The sequence below is a fragment of the Clostridium sp. CM041 genome (assembly GCF_055081035.1).
Map to the genome: position 1 here is coordinate 1,241,148 of NZ_CM143648.1, position 24,684 is coordinate 1,265,831.

Consider the following 24,684-nt stretch of genomic DNA (forward strand, 5'->3'; position numbering starts at 1 on the left):
TTGCTAAAAAACAAATATATAACTACTTGATACTTCCATTTAAATCAGAACAGCTATTTTATTTCCTCAATATTATTTTTATACTTACCCCACCGCTTTTTATCATGATCCCAAAACTCGAAAAATTCTTCTTCATGAACAATTACATTATAAATAGGTTTAAGAAATATTATAATTTCTCTCATAACTTCGTCAAACTCAATATTAACAGAGTTTATCTTTCTTAAAAAAGCCTTCCACATTTTAATTCTATTTACATCTTTCATAAAGTCTTCTGTGAAAATAATATTTTCTCTTTCAATCACCGTGTGCCTTGTTTGCAATGTTTTATCTACAGCCTCCTGTAGCTTCCGTCCATCAAAACTATTAGTGCTTAGAAGAGTAAATATATCGTAGAAATCTTTCATTCTACCATTAATTACTGATAATGAAATCATAGCTTGAAACTTTTCTGAAATAATGGACTCTAAAGAATATACTTTTATTAATGGTGCTTTCATATCAAGTGGACTAGTTTTTAGTGGAGATGAAATTGAAGTTGAAGAGATAAAAAAAGATGGAGAATATCACGGTATAAGAGTAAAAACTAATTGTTTTTTAGGGAATGCGAGAAATGTGTTACAACTAGATATTGGGTTTGGCGATGTTGTTGTACCAATGCCACAAATGATGGAGTGTCCAATAAACTTCTTTGTTCCTTTTTTGCTATAATCGCAAGTCTTGCTCTTACCGATGCAGTAATGTCTTTTATTTGCTTACTCATACAAGCACCTCCAAATACTGTTTTAGTATTTTTTGAACTCTACAAACTTCCGCATATTTCATTAATTTGTTAAAGTTTCTATCTTTCCTTTTTATATACTCATTAATTCCTTCTTTTACAATATCAATTCCAATTTTATTTCTATATCTTATGCAATCACATATTGTCTTTTCTATATCATATATCTTAATTAAATGTCCATCTACTTCTATATTAGTTATACCTATATTTAGCTGCTTTTGTGAAAAATATAGAAGTTTAATTGGTGGATACTTAGGTATTATAACTTTACTGCTTCTTTCTATAGCAATCTCATACTGCCAGGGGTTAATAGTTGATAAATCATGATAATCTAATGCAGAAGTAAGGCACAATATCCCTTTAGGGACTATTTTAAATACATCAACTAATTCAAAATTGTATTGAAAACCATAATCTACCCACTTATATAATCCCGTTTTTATTTTTGAAACAACACCTGATTTTTCAAGGGTGCTAACATAGTATCTATTTATCCCCATTCCTGATATTTCTTTTGTTGTAGCATAGCCTTTATTCTTGAAAAATAATTCTTTAATTTCTTGTTTTATTATTTCATTCATACTCTCACCTCTCTAACAAATATTCTTCACTTGTTCTAATATGCAGTATATGTGTTAAATTAATTATACATTATTTATGATTTTTTTCAATGTTAATTAACAAAACTACTGCAAAAATTCATACTTGTATTGTTTTTGTTAAATCATCTCCTACGGAGCTGCAGTTGTAGTATTGATAATCCTAACTAAAACAGTAATAAAAAATATAGATTAGGGTTAGTGGTAGCAAAATTTATTATGCGAAGTGCTGCCATAGCTAAATTTAATATGTATCAGATGTAAACAATACTACGCACGTATATTTGAAATACTCAGCCACCTTGTGCAAGTTGTGGGTTCATCACAACTTGTCCATCGGCGATGTACGTATTTAGATTTAAAGGTATGATTAAACTACAGATGCGTGCGTAGACTTAGGTTTTTGATTAGTTATATAGAATGATTAAATTAAGTGAAAGTTAAATTTAACTAGAATCGATGCACGCCGTCGGGTACCCAAAAAAAGACCAGCTTTATCATTAGAATTTCTTAGTTACCAGTGGTTGAGGGACGAAAACAATGGGAAGCTTAGAGATACTTATGTTAAAGCTTGTTCTCTTTTGGGTGACGGTATACGTGCCCAGAACTTGTCCTTCCGAAATATCTATACTACTAGTAATAGTAACTACAATAGATATAAAATATAATAATTATTATAATAAGGTTTTATAAAATATATATACTATAAGAATATTTCGATATCCAAGAAGGAAAACACGATAACTAATCATTTTTTTAAAACTTGTAGGATGCTGGCAAATGGACTAGCCCAGCTACTGAGGGACGAAGTGGCGGGTAAGCCTGTCTATTTGATGTGAAAAATGGACGAGTTTCTGACCTCTATTATAATTTTTTTTTTTGAAACTCTAAATTCATGAAACAAAAGTTACTGATATGTTAATCTGAGGTGAAAAACCTACCATTTTTCACCCGAGGGTCGCGAGGTTCTATCTTTAAGTTATGTGGATTTTTTTAAATATTAGTATTTTGAAGACAAAAACAAGTCCTGCTGCATTGCAGTAGGGCTTGTTACCCTTGGGGGAAGGGGGAATATTTCATTTGCTTTGGACTAGTTTACTGACTGCTACTAAGACTAAATAGAAAAATTAATGATTAGGTACTTTAATAGATTAATTTACTTCTGGGCAGTGAGTAAGATTGCCCAAAGCTTCATTTATGACCTAGAGCAGTGAAAGAGCTTGTGCCACATCAAGTTTTCGTATGAAGAATGAAGGAGAAAATATGCTGTGGACCAGCCTTTGACTGCGGAGTCTTATTATTATATTAAGACTGATTTTTAATACATTCAAAGTAAAGAGTCAACACGTTATGTTACATTCAAATTGAAATTTTAAAGGATTAGGCAATAGCATCAATGTGAAAGTAACTCAATTACTATTGTGTTACTTTCAGAATATCAATATACACTTAAAACAAGTAACCTCATATTTAATTATATGAGGTTACTTGTGATAACGACATATAAGATCATTGCGAATGCTCATTACAGTCCACCATTATATTTTTTCTGTGCCATAAACATCATAACTAATCCCCCTACAAAGAATATCCCAAAGCATATCACACCATATGCAGTATTTGATGTGAATTTAATAATACCCATCATCAGTATCATTCCTATTCCCATTATAATACATGCTTTACCCATTTTTTCTGTATAAGATTTTTTATCCTTTTCAGCAACCCCTGTATAATGATAATCATGTATTATCGTTATCTGTTCTTTTTTCCAAATACGCCATCCTATAAAAATAAAATATAATCCTACAGGTAATAATAAGCAACATAACTATTAATTCAGACATATAATCATCTCCTAAGTTCTTAGTTTATTACAATTTCGAATAATAATATATATTTAACTATAACATAATTACCATAAATTAAGTATATTTACAATTCTTTTAAAATGGGTAATAGCCTCAATGTGAAAGTAACACAATTGGTATTGTGTTACTTTCAAAATATAAAGTAAACCCATATCTAATTAATGATATGGGTTTACTTGTGTCGACATATTCGAAAATTGTACAGTAAAAAATTATTTGATTATAGTTATTTTGTTTTCTTTCCTTGCAGGCGCTTTAGAAACTTCAGAAACGGCATATCCTAAAGCAATAGAATTTATTGGCTGATATCCTTCAGGTATCCTAAGTTCTTTTTTTAGCTCTTCATTTTCACCATTCCCAAATATAAATGGCATACTCCCTATCCAACAAGTACCTAAACCAAGAGACTTTGCTGCAATTAATATATTTTCAGTAGCATTAGAAGTATCCGCCTGAGGATTAGATGCATTCATATAACCAGATATAATTATAGCTGTAGGTGCATTATAGAATGCTCTATAGTTGTCATTACTTGCCATGTTTCTTAACTGAACAATATGAGATTTAGCTAAAGCAGCTTTTGCAACTTGAGTAAATTTTTGAAGCATGTTACTGTTTTGTATAACAGTAAAGTGCCAAGACTGCTCATTTAGAGCACTCGGTGCATACAATCCAGCTTCTAAAATAGATTGTAATTCATCATCTTTAATTTGTTCATCTTTAAAAACCCTTATACTTCTTCTTTCCTTTAGAATTTTAAGTGTTTCATTCATATAATAATTCCCCTCCAAATGAATATGTTTTGTTTGAATTTTAATACATAAGCTTATATAAGTATGTCATCAAATATATGGTTAATTATACTACTATTGTCTTATCCAAGAGTCAGAATAATAATAATAATTATAAAATGAATGAAAAAGTGTCAAAAGTTCGTGTTATATCAACTTAAAGTTCGTTTATTTTATAATGAGGTCATGAAAACTAGTTATATAGCCATAGTTCACCTTTGTAGATATAATGCGTACGTCTATTACCATTATACAAATTCTCCTAGTGCAACTAAAGAATTTGCATACATAACGAGTCTGGGGTACGGCAACATAGCCATCAAGCTAAGCCATATTGAATATTAGTAAGTCAGTATTAAATACTATATTTTACCATTAAAATTTATTTTGATAAATTTTAATGGTAAATTTTAAGTGTACAATAGTATTCAAACAATTTTAGGGTACACCAAAAAAAGCCACGTATATAGTGGGGCTTTTACAATTTTATCAAGTTGTTTTATGCTGCAACTTTAGCCTGCGATGATGTTAATTTATAACAAACTCCAAGAATATCAAAAACAGTTTTCTTATCCTTTTTATGAGATTTCAGACCATTCCTAACTACATTTTCAAATATTAATTTTAAGGTATCGAGAACTTTATTAGGGAATTTGATAAGCTCAAAATATAGACTATCAATATATTCATGAACTATTTCACAAGTTTTAATTTCACTGGCTTCAAGGCCTTTATTTTCTAAAGCTAAAGTCCTCATTTTAAACATTACAGCAGAGCTTATTAGTAGCAAAATAAGTTTTCCATAAAGCTGACATTGAAACCGTTCTATTTTAACTAACTTTACAACCTGTATACTAAATATGGATTTCCACGTTTTAAATATTATTTCGATCTGCCATCTTAAACTGTAAAACTCATGAACCTGCTTTGAACTTAAAACTTCTTCCTTAATATTCGTTATATAAATAGATATACCTAATAATTCAATCGTATTATTACTTTTTTCTATACCCTTTTTTTTAGCATTCTTCACAGATTTTTCTGTTCTTTTTTTCAATTGATCATTTGTTAGTTTATATAAAATAAGCCTTGTTTTTAGCGTCTTTTCCTTGCCTACATAGACATCCTTAATTTCATAACGGTCCCCCTCGCCCATCTGTTTCATTATGTCAGAAATATAGATTCTTTTAAAAAGGCTTGATTTTTTAGGAGCGCCATTCTTATAGTACTCTATATCCTTATTTTCTATATATACTGCTATATTAGGTTTGAGTCTTGATATGTAAAATGCTTCTCTATCTTCTATGTCCAAAAAATCTTCAAAGTTGAAATAACCAAGATCTCTTAAAATAAGATCCCCAGATTTGATAGTATCTCTTATTTTGCTCCCGAAAGTATTGTCGCTTCCTGAGCCAGCTCCTACTTGTATATTAAGAAGATTTCCAGATTTCAATTCATATTCTAGTTGTATTTTTACACCTGAAGCTTGAGAGCAGCCACCAGATCCAGGATAAATATCTTTATAGCTTTCTGGTACTTGAAAAGCAGTAGAATCAAGTATTCTTATTCGTTTGAAATGTTCATCCCATACACTTGGTATGCAAGTATTATTTGTTATTGTTTGGCGCAACAGGTTCTCAAAAATCTTCTTTAAAAATTCCACACATCTTTCATTTAAACGTTGATCTAATGCTTGATTAGAAATAACTATTCCTATTTTTGCACTAAGTTTTGTACATAAGGTAACAAGTGTATTATTCGCAACCTCTGCATCCATAAAGCAGCATAAGCAAACGAATTCCCATGCTTTAATTTTACCTTTTCTTTTCACAAAGCCTGTTACTCTAGCTATTTCTTCAATCTCCTCTTTTGAAAAGCATCTTTTAATTTCAGCTGCAAAATGTTTCATATCTTTATCCAATTTTAAGTTTTCTTCTATCATTTGTAAATTACCCCCATTGATGTGTTTTGTTATCTTTTAAATGATAACATTTTTACAAATGGGGGGCTTTATTTTTATAGACTTCCCTTAGCTTGATGGCTATGGGGTACGGCAACCATTCATGTAAAAATGGGCCACTTCCCATATTATGTAATGTTTTAAGCTTTTTTTATTAACTTAAAGCTGCCACTTCTTATAAAAACCACTTTAATAGATTATTAAAAAAATTTACTCTAAGTAATAGTGACATATGATACATACTGTTATACTTTACTTGTAAGTTAATTCACAATCGTATTTTATTTTGAAGTGTTTTATATTTTACAATCGTTATATATATATAACGATTAAACCAGGGGGGAAAGATTTTTATGGTAAAAAGTTTTATAATATCAATGATAATATCAATTTTTCTAATAACTATTTTAAATATATTTTTAAACAAAAATAGTAAAAGTCTTAAAAAGAAAATAGAATGGCAACATTACTTTTTTGGATATCTTTTTATATTATATCTTATGATTTCGTTAACAGAAGTAGTAGGATTTCCTTATTTGAGCGACTGGCAAAGACTTTCAAGATTAAACAGGCCAATATTTAATCCCATTATAAATTTAGTACCTTTTAACGATGGATTTGAAATTTCTTCTATACTTAATATAATATTTTTTATGCCTTTTGGATTTTTATTGCCAACATTATGGAAAAAGTATAGAAAATTATTACCGACATTATGTAATGGAATATTATTTTCAATTATTATTGAAATTGGTCAATTGTTTGTTCCACATCGTGCATCAGATATTAATGATTTAATAATGAATACCATAGGAACTATTTGTGGTTGGATTATTTTCAATATTATAAGCAAAATTTTTCATAAACTTGCTAATAAAACAGTAATTGAAATTTCTTCTAATGATAGTATGGCTATTAAATTAGAACCTTATCTATACATTGCGATTCCAATTATAAGTACATTTTTAGGTTGAAAAAATGAATAAAAGATTAACAAGGGTAGAAATGCTCTTGCTTTATTTTTTTTGCTAGAGTCCCATAAATGACCGTTTATGGTGCTAGTTTTACTTGTTTTTCCATGAAATTTATTTTTTGACATTGTTAATGAATGTCTTTGTAATTTCCGCAATTTCATCAGCATGTGTTTGGTGAATATAATGGGTTGTTCCCTTAAGAACTTTATATGTTGCATTATTACCAAGTCGTGCTAAATGAGCGTTTTGATACCCCATACCATCATCCTTATTCTTCTTTGCCATCCCATTAAGCGTTTGCTCTGATATAATTTTTAGTACCGGAATGTCAGTAGGAAATTTAAGCTTATTTACTTCTTTGATGTTGTCAAGAAGCAACGATGACTGATTAATCATCGTATCGTTTATTAAGTGGTAACCGAATTTTTTGTAGTCAGTAATCTCTTTTTCAATGTAACCATTTTTAATAAGCTTGGTTTCAGGAACCAGTGGCATGGTAATTCGTGTCAACCCGCACGACTGGCTAAGCTTTGAGATAGAGTATATAATACTTGGCGCATTCCCTTCAGGGATTGCGGCAGTTGAGGTCGTGTCAAGCATAACGATTGCTGATACTTCATCAGGATATTTTGCAGCATAATATTCAGAATAAATACCCGAAACAGAATGAGGCATCAAAATATACGGTGCGTGAAAGCCTGCCCCTGACAATGCAGTACGAATTTCTTTTGTATAATTCTCGTTTGTTCTTGGAGCATCTGTCTGATCACTGAAACCAACACCGAAATATTCAATACATACAACGGTATAATCCTTGCTTAGCTTCCTCATCAGAGGAGCAAAATCAGCACTTGGAAGGGCAGTGCCCCATCCAGGTAAAAGTACAATAGTACTTTTACTACTGCCCATAGAAAAGACGTGCATTTTCTTGCCATCTACTTCAACCATTTGACCGTAAGGCTCAATACTTTTAAGCTCGTCCTTGAAAAAGATTGTGTTTACAATAAATCCGACGATGTTTATACTCACTATTACTCCCAATATAATACCAAAAATCATCATAATCTTTTTTCCTCTCTTTTTACATTTTATTTTCATAAAATAACCTCTGAGTCTATATCAGGAGATGATATTATCGAAATATTTCTCGATTTTCGTTTCTCAGAAGTCTTATTGTTTAAATGTTGACTCATTAAAGCATTGATTTCACCTAAAAACGTATCAAATTCCTCATCACTCATTAAAAGTACCGCCGTGTTCAAAAATAGCTTATCACGAAGAGGATCGGCTTTGGTGCTGTTAAAATACTGTTCGAACTTTGAGTAAAGATTCATCAAAAATCCGTATGCATTTCGGGTAGCATTTTCCAATGTGTTCTCGTTTGATATAGTAGCTATATTAAGTGCATAAGTTCGTTCAACAGCTCCTCTTATTCTATTTTCATCCACTACATTAATAAGATTGTTTTCTGCAAGAATGTTAATATGGCGGTATAATGTTGTTCTTGGCACATCAGTTATAAAATCTACTAATTCTCCTGCTGTTGCTACTTTATGTGTAGAAAAATACTGTAATATTCTCATGCGAACAGGATTCATAAGGATTTTGTTTATATCTTTCATAGAAGCACCTCCAAATTGGTTTCAAATGTGATTATAATACCGCTTTTGGGATTAGTCAATATGTATTTTTAATTCACAAAAATAAAGCTTGTTGTAAAAAGGCAACAAGCTTTATTAATACCTATATCTTACAGTACTATTTCTTAACGTGAGTGAATTGTAAAACATTTATCCATTTTATGTCTTAACGTGGGTTTTGTCGGAAATGTTGGCGCTACCCCATAGCCATCAAGCTAAGCCATATTGAATATTAGTAAGTCAGTATTAAATACTATATTTTACCATTAAAATTTATTTTGATAAATTTTAATGGTAAATTTTAAGTGTACAATAGTATTCAAACAATTTTAGGGTACACCAAAAAAAGCCACGTATATAGTGGGGCTTTTACAATTTTATCAAGTTGTTTTATGCTGCAACTTTAGCCTGCGATGATGTTAATTTATAACAAACTCTAAGAATATCAAAAACAGTTTTCTTGTCCTTTTTATGAGATTTCAGACCATTCCTAACTACATTTTCAAATATTAATTTTAAGGTATTGAGAACTTTATTAGGGAATTTGATAAGCTCAAAATACAGACTATCAATATATTCATGAACTATTTCACAAGTTTTAATTTCACTGGCTTCAAGGCCTTTATTTTCTAAAGCTAAAGTCCTCATTTTAAACATTACAGCAGAGCTTATTAGTAGCAAAATAAGTTTTCCATAAAGCTGACATTGAAACCGTTCTATTTTAACTAACTTTACAACCTGTATACTAAATATGGATTTCCACGTTTAAATATTATTTCGATCTGCCATCTTAAACTGTAAAACTCATGAACCTGCTTTGGACTTAAAACTTCTTCCTTAATATTCGTTATATAAATAGATATACCTAATAATTCAATCGTATTATTACTTTTTTCTATACCCTTTTTTTAGCATTCTTCACAGATTTTTCTGTTCTTTTTTCAATTGATCATTTGTTAGTTTATATAAAATAAGCCTTGTTTTTAGCGTCTTTTCCTTGCCTACATAGACATCCTTAATTTCATAACGGTCCCCCTCGCCCATCTGTTTCATTATGTCAGAAATATAGATTCTTTTAAAAAGGCTTGATTTTTTAGGAGCGCCATTCTTATAGTACTCTATATCCTTATTTTCTATATATACTGCTATATTAGGTTTGAGTCTTGATATGTAAAATGCTTCTCTATCTTCTATGTCCAAAAAATCTTCAAAGTTGAAATAACCAAGATCTCTTAAAATAAGATCCCCAGATTTGATAGTATCTCTTATTTTGCTCCCGAAAGTATTGTCGCTTCCTGAGCCAGCTCCTACTTGTATATTAAGAAGATTTCCAGATTTCAATTCATATTCTAGTTGTATTTTTACACCTGAAGCTTGAGAGCAGCCACCAGATCCAGGATAAATATCTTTATAGCTTTCTGTTACTTGAAAAGCAGTAGAATCAAGTATTCTTATTCGTTTGAAATGTTCATCCCATACACTTGGTATGCAAGTATTATTTGTTATTGTTTGGCGCAACAGGTTCTCAAAAATCTTCTTTAAAAATTCCACACATCTTTCATTTAAACGTTGATCTAATGCTTGATTAGAAATAACTATTCCTATTTTTGCACTAAGTTTTGTACATAAGGTAACAAGTGTATTATTCGCGACCTCTGCATCCATAAAGCAGCATAAGCAAACGAATTCCCATGCTTTAATTTTACCTTTTCTTTTCACAAAGCCTGTTACTCTAGCTATTTCTTCAATCTCCTCTTTTGAAAAACATCTTTTAATTTCAGCTGCAAAATGTTTTATATCTTTATCCAATTTTAAGTTTTCTTCTATCATTTGTAAATTACCCCCATTGATGTGTTTTTGTTATCTTTTAAATGATAACATTTTTACAAATGGGGGGGCTTTATTTTCATAGACTTCCCTTAGCTTGATGGCTATGTTGCCGTACCCCTAGGATGGGAACATATAAATTTTATTGGACAGTATAATTTTGATGATAATTGTGATTATGATTTAGTAAATAATATGAGACCATTAAAATCAATCTAATAAAAGACAGTCACCTATTTCAATTAACTTGAATTTATGGTAACTGTTTTTCCTTAATGGGACTTTTGCACAAATTGCGAGCACTATCCCTTTAAGATAATCTTCTAGGAGTTTCGTTTCTGCTTCGGTAACAATCAAACCTTGAATTGCCAATGAAACTTTTGCATTATTATGATTTAACAAAATAGCAATGATGCAGTGGTGCCAAGACTACCCATAATTAACATTACCAATATTAACGATACAATATTCGTAATTATGCCTAATTTTGCCAATATGTTAGGGTGTATTTTTAGTGATATAGAAGCTAAAACACCACCTATTATACTTATAATAGGTGTCATGAACACTATTAATCCCCCTGAATTTTGACACGGTATTATTTGAAAAAGTCCGTTTAACATAAGCATAATCATAGTTAATGATATACTTATAGAAGTTATAGCAAATACTTTACTAATACCTTTCATATAGTGTTTATTTTTCATTAAATTGTCTCCTTTATCACAAATATTTACTCAATTACTTTTGAATGTTTCAAAAAACTCAGCATCTTTAATTTTTAGAATATGTTCTCACTCAGGTAATAATATAACTAAAATGATTTTTATATAAAAAAATCTATCTAACTACCATTTTACTTAATTATCATGTGAATATAGCGACATAAAGTATGTTTCCATTGCAATTATAGCTGCTCTTTGCTTGGCTGTTAGTTTGGGATATTTACCTACATTTGTTAAACAGGATACTAGTTGCATGTCACAGTTTTTTTTATTTCCACCTCCACCGTAACAATTATCATGTGTTTTACAGCAATTATCTATATTATCAATGGGGGTACCTGGTCCACTATATCCCGGGCCACACCATTTACCATAAAATGGGAACTTAAGAGACATAAGAGTACTTAGTCCTTTTTTAGATGTGGGTATACTAATAACGTTTGATAATTTTTGTGAATTTTGATCATATTTAATATGATCAATTAAGTTTAACTTATTATCTTGTAAATCGTATAATTTAAAAACTCCATTATTTTCTATCTTTTCTTGTATCATAGCATATGAAGAATAGCCATCATCTGTACTAATAAATATAATAGAATCTTTATCTATCGAAAAACTAATAATGGATATTTGATAATCTTCGCCGGATATTTTACTAGATTTATTAACAATATAGTCCTTAGATTTTATTGTTCCATTATTATACAATTCATCAATTAATGTTTTAAACACAGTATCATTATCAGCTTTATTTTTTAATTCGGTTAATTCAGTTTGTGTTAGAGTACTAAGAGAGTTTAAATCTATTTGTTTTGAATTTGCAACTTCTAACATCATTTCTTCATAAGAAGAAGTTTTTTTATCATTCCCATTTTCATAAGAATTACAACTAGGGTTATTTAAATCCAGTGCTAATACTGTTGTGCTTAAATTATTTACTATTAATCCTCCCGATAAAACTAACGAGGTAAGAAATATTTTTAATTTTTTTGAACACATATAAATCCATCCTTTCAAAAATATTTTTGTTGACATTACAAGTATATACTATCAGTATTTTACAATTAATACAACTTAATGTTTTTATGTGAAATATATCTTCGAACATATTAAAAAGCCTTATTTAGCATTGAGTTTTACATTAACTTGAATTTATGGTAACTGTTTTTCCTTAATGGGACTTTTGCACAAATTGCGAGCACTACCCCATAATGGATCAATTAGAAGGATTGGAAGATATAAAATCTATACCTATGATGGGTGGTTACTTGTTTTATTATAAATGTAGAATATTTGGTGGAATCTACGGAACAGGCTTTATGGAAAAAATCACTAAAGCAAGTAAACATTATATGCCTGATAGCATTTCAGAAAGTCCATACGATGGAGCAAAGCCAATGTTGCATGTAGATATTGCCGATAATAGTGAGATATTAAAACAAATGGTAGTAACTATGTATGAGGAATTACCCGAACCAAAACCAAAAAAGAAAAAGATAAAAAAATAAAAGATGAGAATTCCAGAAATGAGTAGTTTTAGTTGTTGTGGTACTGAATGCAGTTGCATATACTGCTAAAAGCAAGGAAGAAGTATGTGAGGTCATTGAACTGGCAAGAAGGTCAGGAGCGAAAATCGAAAAAGAGCCACAGGATGTATTTTGGGGAGGATATCATGCCTATTTTTCTGATCCTGACGGATACCATTGGGAAGTTGCATGGGGACCTAATTTTACATTTGATAAAAATGATATGTTGGAGTTTTAGTAATACATATTTTTCAAATATTTTGTCTCAACTAACCCCATATCTAATGATATGGGGTTAATTTATTAAGTGTATATTGATATTCTGAAAGTAACACAATACCAATTGAGTTACTTTCACATTGAGGCTTACTACTGATTTTTTAAATTGTAAATATATTTAATTTATGGTAATTATGTTATAGTTAAATATATATTTTATGATGAACTTGTAGATTATTGCGTTTTAGATAATAAAATAATAATTAATCGTATTGGAGGTACAATGGGAAAAGTGAGAGGTAGTTGGAGTAAAACACAAACAGATGTATTTGTGCCATTGGTGGGTGTGTCAATGTTAATTCAAGTCATTCAGAATTGGAAGAAAAATAAAGAGGTTGCTAAAGTTAGTTTATTTGCTGCGATACTTGCTTTTGGGGTTTCAATTTTTAAATTTGTAATAAGATAAAATCAAATTTGTAAAATGGATTGGATTAGCGAAAGTAACACAAATGTAATTGTGTTACTTTCACATTGAGCCTATAGGCTAGATGTGCATAAACAACAAATGCCGTGAAATTTTATTATTTCACGGCATTTGTTGTTTACTTATTATGTTGAGTGTTTTTAATTTTGTTTATATCCAATTTAAGGTATAATATGATTTTGCCTTGACCTTTGTATACTCGGGGGTTGTGTAGTAACGGAACAGAAAACCGGTATAAGAACCGAAAATAATGATATCCATATTTTTCGAATTTAAAATCTCCAATATTACACAATGTACTTATTTAACCTTTCTTTTCCTAACTTCTCGAATAGTGTTGACTTACTTATTCTAGTTATCGCTGCAACTTCTGTATATGAATTGTTTTTTAGCATCTCAATCGCATTATTTATTTGTTTTGATGTATATATCTTAGGTCTACCTTCTTTAAAACCTTCTTTAGTTTTTGCAATTGCTTTGCCTGTTTGGGTACGTTCAATAATTGTGTAACGCTCCATCTCGGCAACTGCTAATAGTGTAGTTAAAAAAAATTTACCCATACTTGTATTCTCTAGCAGTCCAATATTAATTACATGGACAGATATTCCTTTATTAAATAGATCTTGAACTATGCTAATGCCTTCTACAGTATTTCTAGCCAATCTGTCTAGTTTAGTAACTACTAAGGTATCCCCCTGTTTTAAATCCTCTATCAATTTATTGAATATAGGTCTATCAGTTGTAGTACCTGTGTACTGTTCTACTCTTATTTCCGCACCATTATATCTATCTAGTATATCCCTCGTCTGGACCTCTATGGAATGACCTTCTTTTAATTGTTTTTTTGTACTTACCCTTACATAACCTAGTATCACAATTCATAACTCCTTTATATCATATCGTTTTGACTGTAAGTTTTGACACCGTCCAATCCTTTGATTATACGTAAGCGTTTTATAGGTGTCAATACTGTTAAGTTATGACATTAAGATTTTATACATTTTCTTATATCGCTAAGCGTAAATTTACCACGTTAAGACACATATTACCAAAATGGCGATAAATTCAGAGAGAATATTAAATATACTCGTGTTAATTTAATGTTTTTCTTACTGTTTTAGTTAGCATTATCAATACTATAACTGAACTTTAACTAACTTGTTTTGAGTAAAAAAAATAAGAGCTTATCATTTAGTGATTAAACCCTAGATATATCAATAATCTACACTGATGTTATATATTTTTTCGAGTTAGAACTATTAGGTATTAATTCTAACTCAGAATGTTTTGATAAAAGTTTTTTTGGTAATAACTGTCTTAACGTATAAAATCCGCGTTTTGCGAGCACTACCCCATATTGGAGAAAATGGATATATCAGAAACAGCGATAAAAAATGTTTCGAGTGATGTAAAACAGGTTAAAGAAATTGTTGAGGTACTTGAAGAAGTTACTGGGAAACATGAAATTAAAATAAAAGTATTAGAACGTAGACCAGTATAATAATACATTCATTGCAGATTACCAAAAAAGCCACAGTATTTTTAGAGGCCACTGAAAAACTATATGAAAAATCGTCATCTAATTAAAGATGGCGATTTTTTTATATAAAAGACTAAAAAACAAAAAGGAATTTTAAAAGATATGTCGAATTAGTATAGTAGAATAAAATAAAAGGGGCTAAACTATTATGCTAAAAGGACAATTGGAAATAAAAATAAATACATACCATAGCTTATATTCGTTAATTATTCCGAAAGATAACATTTTAAAGCAAATTAATGACCTTGTTGACTTTTCATTTGTTTATGACGAATTGATGATTAACTATAGTTCATCTATGGGTAGAGGTGCTATTAACCCCATAATGCTATTTAAATATTTACTTTTGAAAGTAATATATGAATTGTCTGATGAAGATGTTGTTGAAAGAACTCTTTATGACATGTCCTTTAAATATTTTCTAAATTTAGCCCCAGAAGAAACAAATTTAATAAACTCAAGTACACTAACTAAATTTAGAAAGCTTCGCCTTAAAGACATGAATTTATTGGATTTATTAATAAACAAGACTGTAGAACTTGCTATAAAAGAGGGAGTTTTAAAAAGTAAAGCAATAATAGTTGATGCTACGCATACCAAGTCACGTTATAACCAAAAGTCAGCAAGCGAGGAATTATTGAAACGTGCAAAAAACTTAAGAAAAACATTGTACGGAGTACATCCTGGTATTAAAGAAGAGTTACCTAATAAAGTTACAACTGGAGTACTTGAAGATATTCTTGAGTACTGCAAATTATTAATTGATACCATAAACGAGAAGCCAGAAACTGCAGCAAATCCAGCTGTGAAAACTAAATTAAACTACTTAATTGAAGCTATTAATGATGACTTAGAAAATCTAAAAATATCAAAAGATGAGGATGCAAAAGTGGGGCATAAAACTGAGGATAGTTCTTTTTTTGGATATAAATCACACCTTGCTATGAGTGAAGAACGTTTAATTACAGCAGCTGTTATTACAACTGGCGAAAAAAGTGATGGAAAGGAGCTCATAACCTTAATAGAAAAAAGCCGTGAGGCTGGTATAGATGTAAATGAAGTAATTGGAGATACAGCTTATTCTGAAAAGAAAAACCTAGAATATACAAAAGAAAATAAAATTGCATTAATTTCAAGACTAAATCCTGTAATTTCACAAGGAATGCGAAAAAAAGAAGATGAATTTGAGTTTAATAAAGATGCTGGTTTATTTGTATGTCCGGCAGGTCATATGGCTATTAAAAAAGCAAAACAGGGAAAGAAGAATGTTGGTAAAAATCAAGTGCTAACCTACTATTTTAATGTAGAAAAGTGTAAAAATTGTGTTCATAAAGATGGGTGTTATAAAGAAGGCGCTAAATCTAAAACTTATTCAGTTTCAATAAAGTCAAATACTCACAAAGATCAAATAGAGTTCGAAAAAAGTGAATATTTTAAAAAACGAGCTAGGGAACGTTATATGATAGAGGCTAAAAACAGTGAACTTAAGCACCAACATAGCTATGATGTAGCAATATCGTCAGGCTTAATTAGCATGCAAATGCAAGGTGCATTATCAATCTTCACTGTGAATCTAAAGAGAATAATTAAGTTGAAAAGCATGAAATAGGGCTTTTAAAACTTAATTATAAAATAAAAAGCATGAGATATCCCAAATATGGATATCTCATGCTTTTTCTATTCAAGCTTGAAAACTCTACTAAATAAAGAGTGCTTTTTTCAGCGGCCTCTATTTTTACTGTGGCTTTTTTGGTTCAATATAACATCTTGGGAGTTTTTGCCTATCCTCCGGAAACGGTATGTTAGTATGAGGCAGTAACGGCATCTAGGTGTACTTAAAAGTAATATATTACATAACAATATCAAATATTAGTATTAAGTAACATTCAAAATTAAGTTATTCATAATTTAAAATGCTATCGTATAACTGAATGTGCCAAACCCTGACAACTAATAAATTAGTTGTATTTTCATTGGTATATTTATTATGATTTAATTGCGTTTATTATGATAATAATTAGCAAACATATAAGAAATAATCATAATAGTTGGCATAATTGCTACTCCTACAAAAACACCTGATAAATTATTATTTTTAGTAACTCCTATGGCAACTGCTAATGATAAAGTTAAGACAATACTAATATTAAATGTAATTTTATAAGTGCTACTTTCAGTTTTGAGTATAACCAGTTTTTTTCTTTCATCATCGTCCTGATGATCATCTTTTGCACACTTACTATCTATTCCTCTATATATTTGCACAATACCAATTAACGCACAAATAATAGTGAATAAAATACTTTTACCATTTCTTATTAAATTCATATTATCCCAATTATTTATCAAGATTATAATATAGCCAACTGCTAATAAAATAAAAGAAACACCACTCCAAAAACCTTTTTTATTATATATCTTTTTTTTCATTTTTTAAATTCCCCTCCAAATCATATAATTTTTCTATGGTAGTATTAAAAACAAGTGCAATTTTATATGCCAACATAATAGATGGATTATACTGCTCTTTTTCAAGAGATATAATAGTTCTATTTGAAACGAAAACCAAGTCAGCCAATTGTTGCTGTGTCATATTTTTTTTTATTCGTAATTCTTTAATTTTATTTTTCAACAATCCACCTTCTTTCCACAATATGAAGCTTACTTGACGTGAAGTTAGCTTCATGATAATATAAACATATTGTATTGTCAACACAAAAAATATAAAAGAGCAAAACCTAAATCAATAAGTTTTACTCTTTTATATTTTTTTAATATGATATGAACTACAAGCAGTTCATATCATATTAAAAACTCGACACTATTAAGCTTGTCCAAATATGAGATTCTAGTGTGATTTTATTAAAATGGTAAAAGTAACTCGAGTAAAGCTACAATTCCAGGTATTGAAATTTCTGCCCATTCAGGTAACATCTTGTCAACAACACTCGTTAAGAAATTATGAATTGAATCGGAATAATTGGTATAAGCATCAATAGCTTTAGTTAATGCATCAAAAGTAACATACTTTTTTAATGGAGCAGGGATAGCTTTAATAACTTTAGCCTTATTAGCTTTCATCCATTTTGCAGCTGCTTTAACAGCCTTTTTAGCAGCTGCTGATGGGACACTCCTTGTATTCCTGACAGAGCCATTATCAATTATATCTTTAGCATTTCCTTTATTAGCAAGTGCCTTATTAGCAATTGTCTCATTAATTTTCATTTGAGTTTTAATTGCCTCATTTTGTGTTGCAGTAGTAGATTTAGTTACAGTAGTGGCATTTATTGAAGATACATTCACTGTATAATTACTATTTGTCGCTGCAAAAACAGTAGCGCTACTCCCAAGTAAGCTACAAATCAAACATAATGAAATTAGTTTTTTATGCATATTAATATTCACTCCTTTTTATTATATTAAATATAAAAATTATTCCTTATTTAATATAATATACCATTAAACCGTATAATTCAATATAAAAATGTGGTTTTCGTGACCCTGTAGGGGTAGTGCTCGCGATTTGTGCAAAAGTCCCATTAAAGAAAAACAGTTACCATAAATTCAATTTAATTGAAATAGGTAACTGTTTTTTCTTAAATTGCTTATAATAGTCTCATATAGGGGTATGGCACCATAGCCATCAAGCTAAGCCATATTGAATATTAGTAAGTCATTATTAAATACTATATTTTACCATCGAAATTTATTTTGATAAATTTTAATGGTAAATTTTAAGTGTACAATAGTATTCAAACAATTTTAGGGTACACCAAAAAAAGCCACGTATATAGTGGGGCTTTTACAATTTTATCAAGTTGTTTTATGCTGCAACTTTAGCCTGCGATGATGTTAATTTATAACAAACTCCAAGAATATCAAAAACAGTTTTCTTATCCTTTTTATGAGATTTCAGACCATTCCTAACTACATTTTCAAATATTAATTTTAAGGTATCGAGAACTTTATTAGGGAATTTGATAAGCTCAAAATATAGACTATCAATATATTCATGAACTATTTCACAAGTTTTAATTTCACTGGCTTCAAGGCCTTTATTTTCTAAAGCTAAAGTCCTCATTTTAAACATTACAGCAGAGCTTATTAGTAGCAAAATAAGTTTTCCATAAAGCTGACATTGAAACCGTTCTATTTTAACTAACTTTACAACCTGTATACTAAATATGGATTTCCACGTTTTAAATATTATTTCGATCTGCCATCTTAAACTGTAAAACTCATGAACCTGCTTTGAACTTAAAACTTCTTCCTTAATATTCGTTATATAAATAGATATACCTAATAATTCAATCGTATTATTACTTTTTTCTATACCCTTTTTTTTAGCATTCTTCACAGATTTTTCTGTTCTTTTTTTCAATTGATCATTTGTTAGTTTATATAAAATAAGCCTTGTTTTTAGCGTCTTTTCCTTGCCTACATAGACATCCTTAATTTCATAACGGTCCCCCTCGCCCATCTGTTTCATTATGTCAGAAATATAGATTCTTTTAAAAAGGCTTGATTTTTTAGGAGCGCCATTCTTATAGTACTCTATATCCTTATTTTCTATATATACTGCTATATTAGGTTTGAGTCTTGATATGTAAAACGCTTCTCTATCTTCTATGTCCAAAAAATAACTTATCCTTCCGAAATCTCTATACTACTAGTAACTATAGTAGATATAAAATATAATAATTATTATAATAAAGTTTTATAAAATCTATTTACTATAATAATATTTCGATATCCAAGAAGGAAAACATGATAACTAATTACTTTTTTAAAACTTGTAGGATGCTGGCAAATGGACGAGCCTAGCTACTGAGGGACGAAGTGGCGGGTAGGCCTGTCTATTTGCCGTGAAAAATGGACGAGTTTTTTGACCTCTATTATAAATTTGTTTTATTGAAACTCTAAATTCATGAAACAAAAGTTACTGATATGTTAATCTGAGGTGAAAAACCTGTCCATTTTTCACCCGAGGGTCGCGAGGTTTTACCTTTAAAACATGTAGATTTTTTTAAATATTAGTATTTTGAAGACAAAAACAAGTCCTGCTGCATTGCAGTAGGGCTTGTTACCCTTGGGGGAAGGGGGAATATTTCATTTGCTTTGGACTAGTTTACTGACTGCTACTAAGACTAAATAGAAAAATTAATGATTAGGTACTTTAATAGATTAATTTACTTCTGGGCAGTGAGTAAGATACTGATAGGTAAGGCTTTGAAATTATCGCTACCTTTTCCCCAGTCCACACCGTACGTGAAACTTTCACTTCATACGGCGTTCCATCAAGAATTTTAATTTATTTTACTTAGTTAGTAGAACTTTAGAATTTCCGACTTTCTGTCTAAGTGAATTAATCTTATTAAGAGCCTTTTCATCAAGATTGAGATTTACTATATATTTATTAATTGTGTTTTCTACAACTACATGAACAAGTTTATGTACGTGATGATTCAGCAATATTAGGTTGCTATAGTCATCTGTTCCTCCCTTTTCTTTAGGTATTTTATGATGATATTCCATACTATGAATTTTTAAAGGTTTCCCTGTAACTCCACAGCAACCTTTCTGGGCAGTGTATAAACTTTGTCTGTTGTCATTGTATTCTACCGATTGTCCTCTTACTGGATTTATCATAAGATATCTCAATATTTCTGCATTAACACATTTTTGATTTTTGTGTATTTTTAATCTTCCTTGTTCAGTATAGTTACAGGTATCTTGGTTAAAACTCATAGTAGGATTTGTTTTGATACCTGCAATAGGGAAGATAGGTCTGCCCCTAATAAAATATGTTTTAAGGTTATAATTCCCATAATATCTCATATAGGTTTTGCCTTTTACACCTTCAAATTTACTTAGTTTGTGCAATCTGTTGTATAGGATTTTTGTGACTAAGAAACTAATTTTACTAAAATCTTCACTTATATGAGTTGCCATATTATAATAAATATGCTTTCCTAATATTTGGCTGTTAAATTTATTAACCTGCTCAATGCTAGAATTTTGTTGAATTCTCGTGATGCTATCTTTAAAATTTTTGATAGTTTCATTTATTGCTTTATTAGTCATATGAGATTTGCAGACATACTTATTCTTTTTAGGTGTTGCTTTTAGTTTAATTCCTAGAAATTCAGTGTAATTCTTTCTGAGATTGGTAACTTTAGATTTTTCAGGACTTATATCAAGACCTAATCTTTCTTTTAGCCACTGCTTTACAGCAATAAAAACCCTTTGGGCTGATTTATAATCTCTACAGAAGACTTTAAAGTAAGTAAACCAAGGGAACTTCACCCTTAGTTTCTCTCAGAACCGTACGTGAACCTCTCAGCTCATACGGCTCCCATCATTCAGTCGTTGGTAATATTCCCATTTTCCAGTGTGCAAACAAATTTATATCTCTTTTCGCAATACTTCCCAACCAATATTCTGCTCTTCGTTTATGTTTTCGTTTCTTATACTTTCTTCGAACCCATTTTACTAAAGCATTATTGATATATCTTAATACTGAATACATTCCCGTTTTATAGAAATGTGTATAATAGTTAATCCACCCCTGTATCTTTTTATTAAACATACTTGATATATCCCACAAGTCTTTATCTACCTTCAACTGTACTCTCCAACTTCTTACTTCTTTCCTAATTCTTTTCTTTGCATTATCTGCTATCGCTGGTAAGAAACTTGTAAAATACTTTCCATATTTACTTTTTGCGCCTCTAGGCTTAAATGTATACCCTAGAAAGTCAAATGATATATTTGGATAATCTCCCTTTCTATCATCATCTTTACAGTATACAATCTTTGTTTTATCAAGGTTCAGTTGCAATCCGTATTCTTCGAACCTTTCTTGCAACCGTCTTTGTAGATATTTAGCCTGTTTTAGGGATACACAGTGTGCTATTCCATCATCTGCGTATCTTGCCCACGGAATTGTTTTGAATTCTTTTGTTATAAAATCATCAAACACATAATGTAAAAACAGATTCGCAAGTACTGGACTTATGACACCCCCTTGCGGGGTTCCAGAAATTCTTGGCACTAGTTTTCCCGTTTCCATTTGAAATGGTGCAGTTAACCACCTTTGAATATATAGAATAATCCATTCTTCATTTGTATGTTTCTTTACCATTTTAATTAAAATGTTATGTTTGATATTATCAAATAGTCCCTTTATATCAAATTCAAGGACCCAATCTTTCCTCCAACACCTTTTTCTTGTAACATCAAGTGCCTGTATTGCAGATTTATTAGGTCTATATCCGTAGGAATCCTCATAAAACATAGTCTCTACTTCTGGTTCAAAGTATAGTTTAACTAGCATTTGTGCAATTCTATCCTCAACAGTCGGTATCCCTAGTAATCTAGTTCCTCCACTTTTCTTTGGAATTGCAACTGCTTTTACAGGTTGGGGAAAGTAACTTCCTGATGACATCCTATTCCAGATTTTATATAGATTATTTTTCAAGTTCTTTTCAAAATCTTCAATTGACTGTCCATCAACTCCATATGTTCCCTTGTTTGCTTTCACCTTTTCGTAAGCTGTAACTACAGCTCTTTTAGAAATATTAAACGGCTTTGTTTCTGTCATAAGCTCCTCCTCCTTTTCAAAGTTGACTTATTTCTGAAACTGAATAACTTGAAGTCCTTCGCTCCACTTCCATTACAGAAGTTTCTTCACTACTACGACCCAATCTGCCCCTATGCTTGCATCGATACTCTTTTCTCACAGTTCTTCTGCTTGAAATACTCTCTTAACATCAAGCCGTAGGTTCCCACGTTCCATACAAATGCCCATACTAAAGTCATGCCACCTTTATGCCGCCCACCGCCTAGCCAGTAAACAGGTTTCCTCTAGGCTTATCCCAAGTTAACGACTACCCCCTGGTTTTGATGGAGTCTCTACGCTTTCGACATTTTCGTAAGTGATTCACATGCTCGTTCATCTCTTTAGTACATACTTGACAGATTTACCTCTGCCTTTTCCTTAACGCTAAGCACCATAACTTTTGATTACAGCACCTTAAGGTAGTTTGAAATCTCCACCTGCATGGCGATTTCGGAGGACCTTCCTCCATCATCTGTATAGCACAGCTATATTAATCAACTCTTGCGAGTTGATTACCACGCTTTCGTGGCGCACTATCGTCAGCATATCTTACATGAATACCAATTTTCAAATTAGTATATCTCATATTTCTTCTACAGTTACCATTACTATTAACAAACTTTTTCGTACTCTTATCATGCCAATCATCACCTTGGTCTCTTAACCAAACGTCAAATCTATGCAAATAAATATTAGATAGTAAAGGTCCTAATATACTTCCTTGTGCACTTCCTTTAGGGTCATATATCTTACACCCTTTTTCAAAGTATCCTTTTTTTAATGAAACGATATATATAATTCAAAATCACTTTATCTTTAATACCGATACTCCATAACTCTCTATACATTACATCAGCATCTAATGATCCAAAATAGTCTTCCATATCAACTGATAATACATAAGGCATAGTTGTGCATTGATTTTTAACTTTAGCTATTGCATTATGTGTAGATACTTGCTCCCTAAATCCAAATGAACTAGGAACAAATTTAGTTTCGCAGTACGGTTCTAGAACTAATTGTATACATTTCTCAACTAGTTTGTCCCACACACTGCAAATACCTATTGGTCTTCTCTTTCCATTCCCCTTAGGAATATACACACGTTTTACATAATCCATTTTCTTGTTATATAGTGTCTCTCTAACTATTACTGCTAGTTCACAAAAACATCGTTCCGTTAAAGTATCATAGTTTGAGCCATCAGGGCCTTTTGTCATACGACCTTTACTTTTCCCTAATTGTCTTACTGCTAACATAACATTCTCTTCCGAGCAAACTAATTCGTGCAGTTTACGCATATCTATTCCATTATTCTGGAAATTTTCAAATCTTTTTTTCATATCTACATAATAAATATTGTTTGTACTCATAGGAGGCTCCACCTCCTTTCTGTACGAATAGTCTCTTTCATCTAATTTGGCGAATTAGAATTTACAAAAATAATTTTATACACTAAAACGTCTAAGGCCCTTTCCTTTACCACATTTCTTAATATGATATCCAAGCGGTACTACGGCCCCTCTGTTAACCTATTAATATTCTTTCTTAGCTTACCCTTTCGGTGCAACTAGTCCTCAAACATTACAGAATCGACTTATTAATCCTTATCCGTTAGGTCAATCACCTTTACCGATATATTCTCCTTAAATATTGCACTTAGAACTCCTCTTTACTCCGTTTTTCTCAGTTCTTACCTGGTTAGGTTTTACACCTAATCTATAACCACCATAAGGTTATCCTCCATCTGTACCCAGGTATATACATTGAAGTAGAAAAATTAATTCAACCTCCCATCTGAACTAGGGATAGGCATCATTGATTACGAAATTTAACAACAAGGAAATTATATTCATATGCAACAGTACCCGAAGTGTGACTTTACAGCCAGTGTCTCCGTCTTCACCTATGCTTCGCAACATTACATTACTGCAACGCTGGCAGGAGTATTAGTAAGCCTCAGTATCCATAAGATTATTGGCTCCTATGCCGGACTCGAAAATATCAGTTAACTAACAGAAACCATTTCTTAAGTAACTATTCTATCAGCCTAGAAAGCTTATCGTCACTACTACACAACGTTTTCGCTAACTAAAAAGGTCGCACACCCAGTCAATTCT

At 30.8% G+C, this 24,684-nt stretch carries 26 protein-coding genes and 1 pseudogene; 7 read left to right on the forward strand and 20 right to left on the reverse strand.

Annotated elements, in window-relative coordinates:
* Positions 1-53 precede the first annotated feature (53 nt).
* Positions 54-500, reverse strand: coding sequence for a nucleotidyl transferase AbiEii/AbiGii toxin family protein (locus ACWJJT_RS05925; RefSeq protein ID WP_216303543.1), 447 nt, complete (start codon positions 498-500; stop codon positions 54-56).
* Between ACWJJT_RS05925 and ACWJJT_RS05930 the strand changes: the two genes are divergently transcribed.
* Complete coding sequence (locus ACWJJT_RS05930; RefSeq protein ID WP_216303544.1) at positions 460-711, forward strand: hypothetical protein; 252 nt, start codon at positions 460-462, stop codon at positions 709-711. The genes ACWJJT_RS05925 and ACWJJT_RS05930 overlap by 41 nt on opposite strands.
* 48 nt (positions 712-759) lie before the next feature.
* On the opposite strand, the gene ACWJJT_RS05935 is transcribed toward ACWJJT_RS05930, so the two are convergent.
* The 4 genes and pseudogenes from ACWJJT_RS05935 to ACWJJT_RS05950 form a co-directional block, all read right to left on the reverse strand.
* Entirely contained in the window at positions 760-1,365 is a 606-nt protein-coding gene (locus ACWJJT_RS05935; protein WP_216303545.1) for a type IV toxin-antitoxin system AbiEi family antitoxin domain-containing protein, read from the reverse strand.
* Between the two features lie 1,543 nt (positions 1,366-2,908).
* A pseudogene (locus ACWJJT_RS05940) lies at positions 2,909-3,181 on the reverse strand (DUF3784 domain-containing protein); the annotation flags it as partial.
* 285 nt (positions 3,182-3,466) lie between these two features.
* Positions 3,467-4,027, reverse strand: a complete 561-nt coding sequence (locus ACWJJT_RS05945) for a nitroreductase family protein (RefSeq protein WP_216303546.1) — start codon at positions 4,025-4,027, stop codon at positions 3,467-3,469.
* A 517-nt stretch (positions 4,028-4,544) separates the two neighbouring features.
* Positions 4,545-5,987, reverse strand: coding sequence for an IS4 family transposase (locus ACWJJT_RS05950; protein WP_462956354.1), 1,443 nt, complete (start codon positions 5,985-5,987; stop codon positions 4,545-4,547).
* 371 nt (positions 5,988-6,358) lie between these two features.
* Here ACWJJT_RS05950 and ACWJJT_RS05955 point away from each other — a divergent pair, with 371 nt between their 5' ends.
* On the forward strand, positions 6,359-6,979 hold the full coding sequence (locus tag ACWJJT_RS05955) for a VanZ family protein (protein WP_462956355.1): 621 nt from the start codon (positions 6,359-6,361) through the stop codon (positions 6,977-6,979).
* Between the two features lie 111 nt (positions 6,980-7,090).
* On the opposite strand, the gene ACWJJT_RS05960 is transcribed toward ACWJJT_RS05955, so the two are convergent.
* The 7 genes from ACWJJT_RS05960 to ACWJJT_RS05990 all read right to left on the reverse strand — a co-directional run bounded on the left by ACWJJT_RS05960 (position 7,091) and on the right by ACWJJT_RS05990 (position 12,173).
* Positions 7,091-8,077 carry an alpha/beta fold hydrolase gene (locus ACWJJT_RS05960; RefSeq protein ID WP_462956356.1) on the reverse strand — a complete coding sequence of 329 codons (987 nt, stop codon included), beginning with the start codon at positions 8,075-8,077 and terminating at the stop codon, positions 7,091-7,093.
* Positions 8,074-8,601 (reverse strand): helix-turn-helix domain-containing protein, encoded by a 528-nt coding sequence (locus tag ACWJJT_RS05965; protein ID WP_216304616.1) that lies wholly within the window; start codon positions 8,599-8,601, stop codon positions 8,074-8,076. The genes ACWJJT_RS05960 and ACWJJT_RS05965 overlap by 4 nt, the downstream gene beginning before the upstream one ends.
* A gap of 408 nt (positions 8,602-9,009) precedes the next feature.
* Complete coding sequence (locus tag ACWJJT_RS05970) at positions 9,010-9,300, reverse strand: hypothetical protein (protein WP_462956357.1); 291 nt, start codon at positions 9,298-9,300, stop codon at positions 9,010-9,012.
* 50 nt (positions 9,301-9,350) lie between these two features.
* Entirely contained in the window at positions 9,351-9,518 is a 168-nt protein-coding gene (locus ACWJJT_RS05975) for a transposase (protein WP_462956749.1), read from the reverse strand.
* Between the two features lie 19 nt (positions 9,519-9,537).
* Complete coding sequence (locus ACWJJT_RS05980; protein ID WP_462956358.1) at positions 9,538-10,449, reverse strand: IS4 family transposase; 912 nt, start codon at positions 10,447-10,449, stop codon at positions 9,538-9,540.
* A 392-nt stretch (positions 10,450-10,841) separates the two neighbouring features.
* The gene (locus ACWJJT_RS05985) at positions 10,842-11,153 is read right to left on the reverse strand and encodes a hypothetical protein (protein WP_216304597.1); all 312 of its coding nucleotides are present in this window, start codon (positions 11,151-11,153) and stop codon (positions 10,842-10,844) included.
* Positions 11,154-11,306: 153 nt separating this feature from the next.
* The gene (locus tag ACWJJT_RS05990) at positions 11,307-12,173 is read right to left on the reverse strand and encodes a phospholipase A2 family protein (RefSeq protein ID WP_216304598.1); all 867 of its coding nucleotides are present in this window, start codon (positions 12,171-12,173) and stop codon (positions 11,307-11,309) included.
* A gap of 212 nt (positions 12,174-12,385) precedes the next feature.
* Here ACWJJT_RS05990 and ACWJJT_RS05995 point away from each other — a divergent pair, with 212 nt between their 5' ends.
* From ACWJJT_RS05995 to ACWJJT_RS06005, 3 genes are all read left to right on the forward strand, one after another.
* The gene (locus ACWJJT_RS05995) at positions 12,386-12,682 is read left to right on the forward strand and encodes a TfoX/Sxy family protein (protein WP_462956359.1); all 297 of its coding nucleotides are present in this window, start codon (positions 12,386-12,388) and stop codon (positions 12,680-12,682) included.
* Positions 12,683-12,719: 37 nt separating this feature from the next.
* Complete coding sequence (locus ACWJJT_RS06000; protein ID WP_216304600.1) at positions 12,720-12,938, forward strand: VOC family protein; 219 nt, start codon at positions 12,720-12,722, stop codon at positions 12,936-12,938.
* A gap of 264 nt (positions 12,939-13,202) precedes the next feature.
* A complete protein-coding gene (locus ACWJJT_RS06005; RefSeq protein WP_216304601.1) occupies positions 13,203-13,385 on the forward strand; it encodes a hypothetical protein in 183 nt (60 codons plus the stop codon).
* A 305-nt stretch (positions 13,386-13,690) separates the two neighbouring features.
* On the opposite strand, the gene ACWJJT_RS06010 is transcribed toward ACWJJT_RS06005, so the two are convergent.
* On the reverse strand, positions 13,691-14,278 hold the full coding sequence (locus ACWJJT_RS06010; protein ID WP_462956360.1) for a recombinase family protein: 588 nt from the start codon (positions 14,276-14,278) through the stop codon (positions 13,691-13,693).
* A gap of 491 nt (positions 14,279-14,769) precedes the next feature.
* On the opposite strand from ACWJJT_RS06010, the gene ACWJJT_RS06015 reads away from it, so the two are divergent.
* Both ACWJJT_RS06015 and ACWJJT_RS06020 read left to right on the forward strand, forming a co-directional pair.
* Positions 14,770-14,904 carry a hypothetical protein gene (locus tag ACWJJT_RS06015; protein ID WP_258280728.1) on the forward strand — a complete coding sequence of 45 codons (135 nt, stop codon included), beginning with the start codon at positions 14,770-14,772 and terminating at the stop codon, positions 14,902-14,904.
* A 187-nt stretch (positions 14,905-15,091) separates the two neighbouring features.
* Positions 15,092-16,552, forward strand: coding sequence for an IS1182 family transposase (locus ACWJJT_RS06020; protein ID WP_268064022.1), 1,461 nt, complete (start codon positions 15,092-15,094; stop codon positions 16,550-16,552).
* A 383-nt stretch (positions 16,553-16,935) separates the two neighbouring features.
* Here ACWJJT_RS06020 and ACWJJT_RS06025 read toward each other — a convergent pair whose 3' ends face one another.
* The 7 genes from ACWJJT_RS06025 to ACWJJT_RS06055 form a co-directional block, all read right to left on the reverse strand.
* Positions 16,936-17,373 (reverse strand): hypothetical protein, encoded by a 438-nt coding sequence (locus ACWJJT_RS06025; protein WP_462956361.1) that lies wholly within the window; start codon positions 17,371-17,373, stop codon positions 16,936-16,938.
* Complete coding sequence (locus tag ACWJJT_RS06030) at positions 17,354-17,575, reverse strand: helix-turn-helix transcriptional regulator (protein ID WP_216304634.1); 222 nt, start codon at positions 17,573-17,575, stop codon at positions 17,354-17,356. The genes ACWJJT_RS06025 and ACWJJT_RS06030 overlap by 20 nt, the downstream gene beginning before the upstream one ends.
* A gap of 230 nt (positions 17,576-17,805) precedes the next feature.
* Positions 17,806-18,336 carry a hypothetical protein gene (locus ACWJJT_RS06035; RefSeq protein WP_216304632.1) on the reverse strand — a complete coding sequence of 177 codons (531 nt, stop codon included), beginning with the start codon at positions 18,334-18,336 and terminating at the stop codon, positions 17,806-17,808.
* 430 nt (positions 18,337-18,766) lie between these two features.
* Positions 18,767-19,591, reverse strand: a complete 825-nt coding sequence (locus ACWJJT_RS06040) for a transposase (RefSeq protein WP_258280769.1) — start codon at positions 19,589-19,591, stop codon at positions 18,767-18,769.
* A gap of 668 nt (positions 19,592-20,259) precedes the next feature.
* A complete protein-coding gene (locus tag ACWJJT_RS06045) occupies positions 20,260-21,249 on the reverse strand; it encodes a group II intron reverse transcriptase (protein ID WP_220287626.1) in 990 nt (329 codons plus the stop codon).
* Between the two features lie 52 nt (positions 21,250-21,301).
* A complete protein-coding gene (gene ltrA / locus ACWJJT_RS06050) occupies positions 21,302-22,546 on the reverse strand; it encodes a group II intron reverse transcriptase/maturase (protein ID WP_220287628.1) in 1,245 nt (414 codons plus the stop codon).
* A 779-nt stretch (positions 22,547-23,325) separates the two neighbouring features.
* The gene (locus ACWJJT_RS06055; RefSeq protein WP_258280730.1) at positions 23,326-23,937 is read right to left on the reverse strand and encodes a reverse transcriptase/maturase family protein; all 612 of its coding nucleotides are present in this window, start codon (positions 23,935-23,937) and stop codon (positions 23,326-23,328) included.
* Positions 23,938-24,684 lie beyond the last annotated feature (747 nt).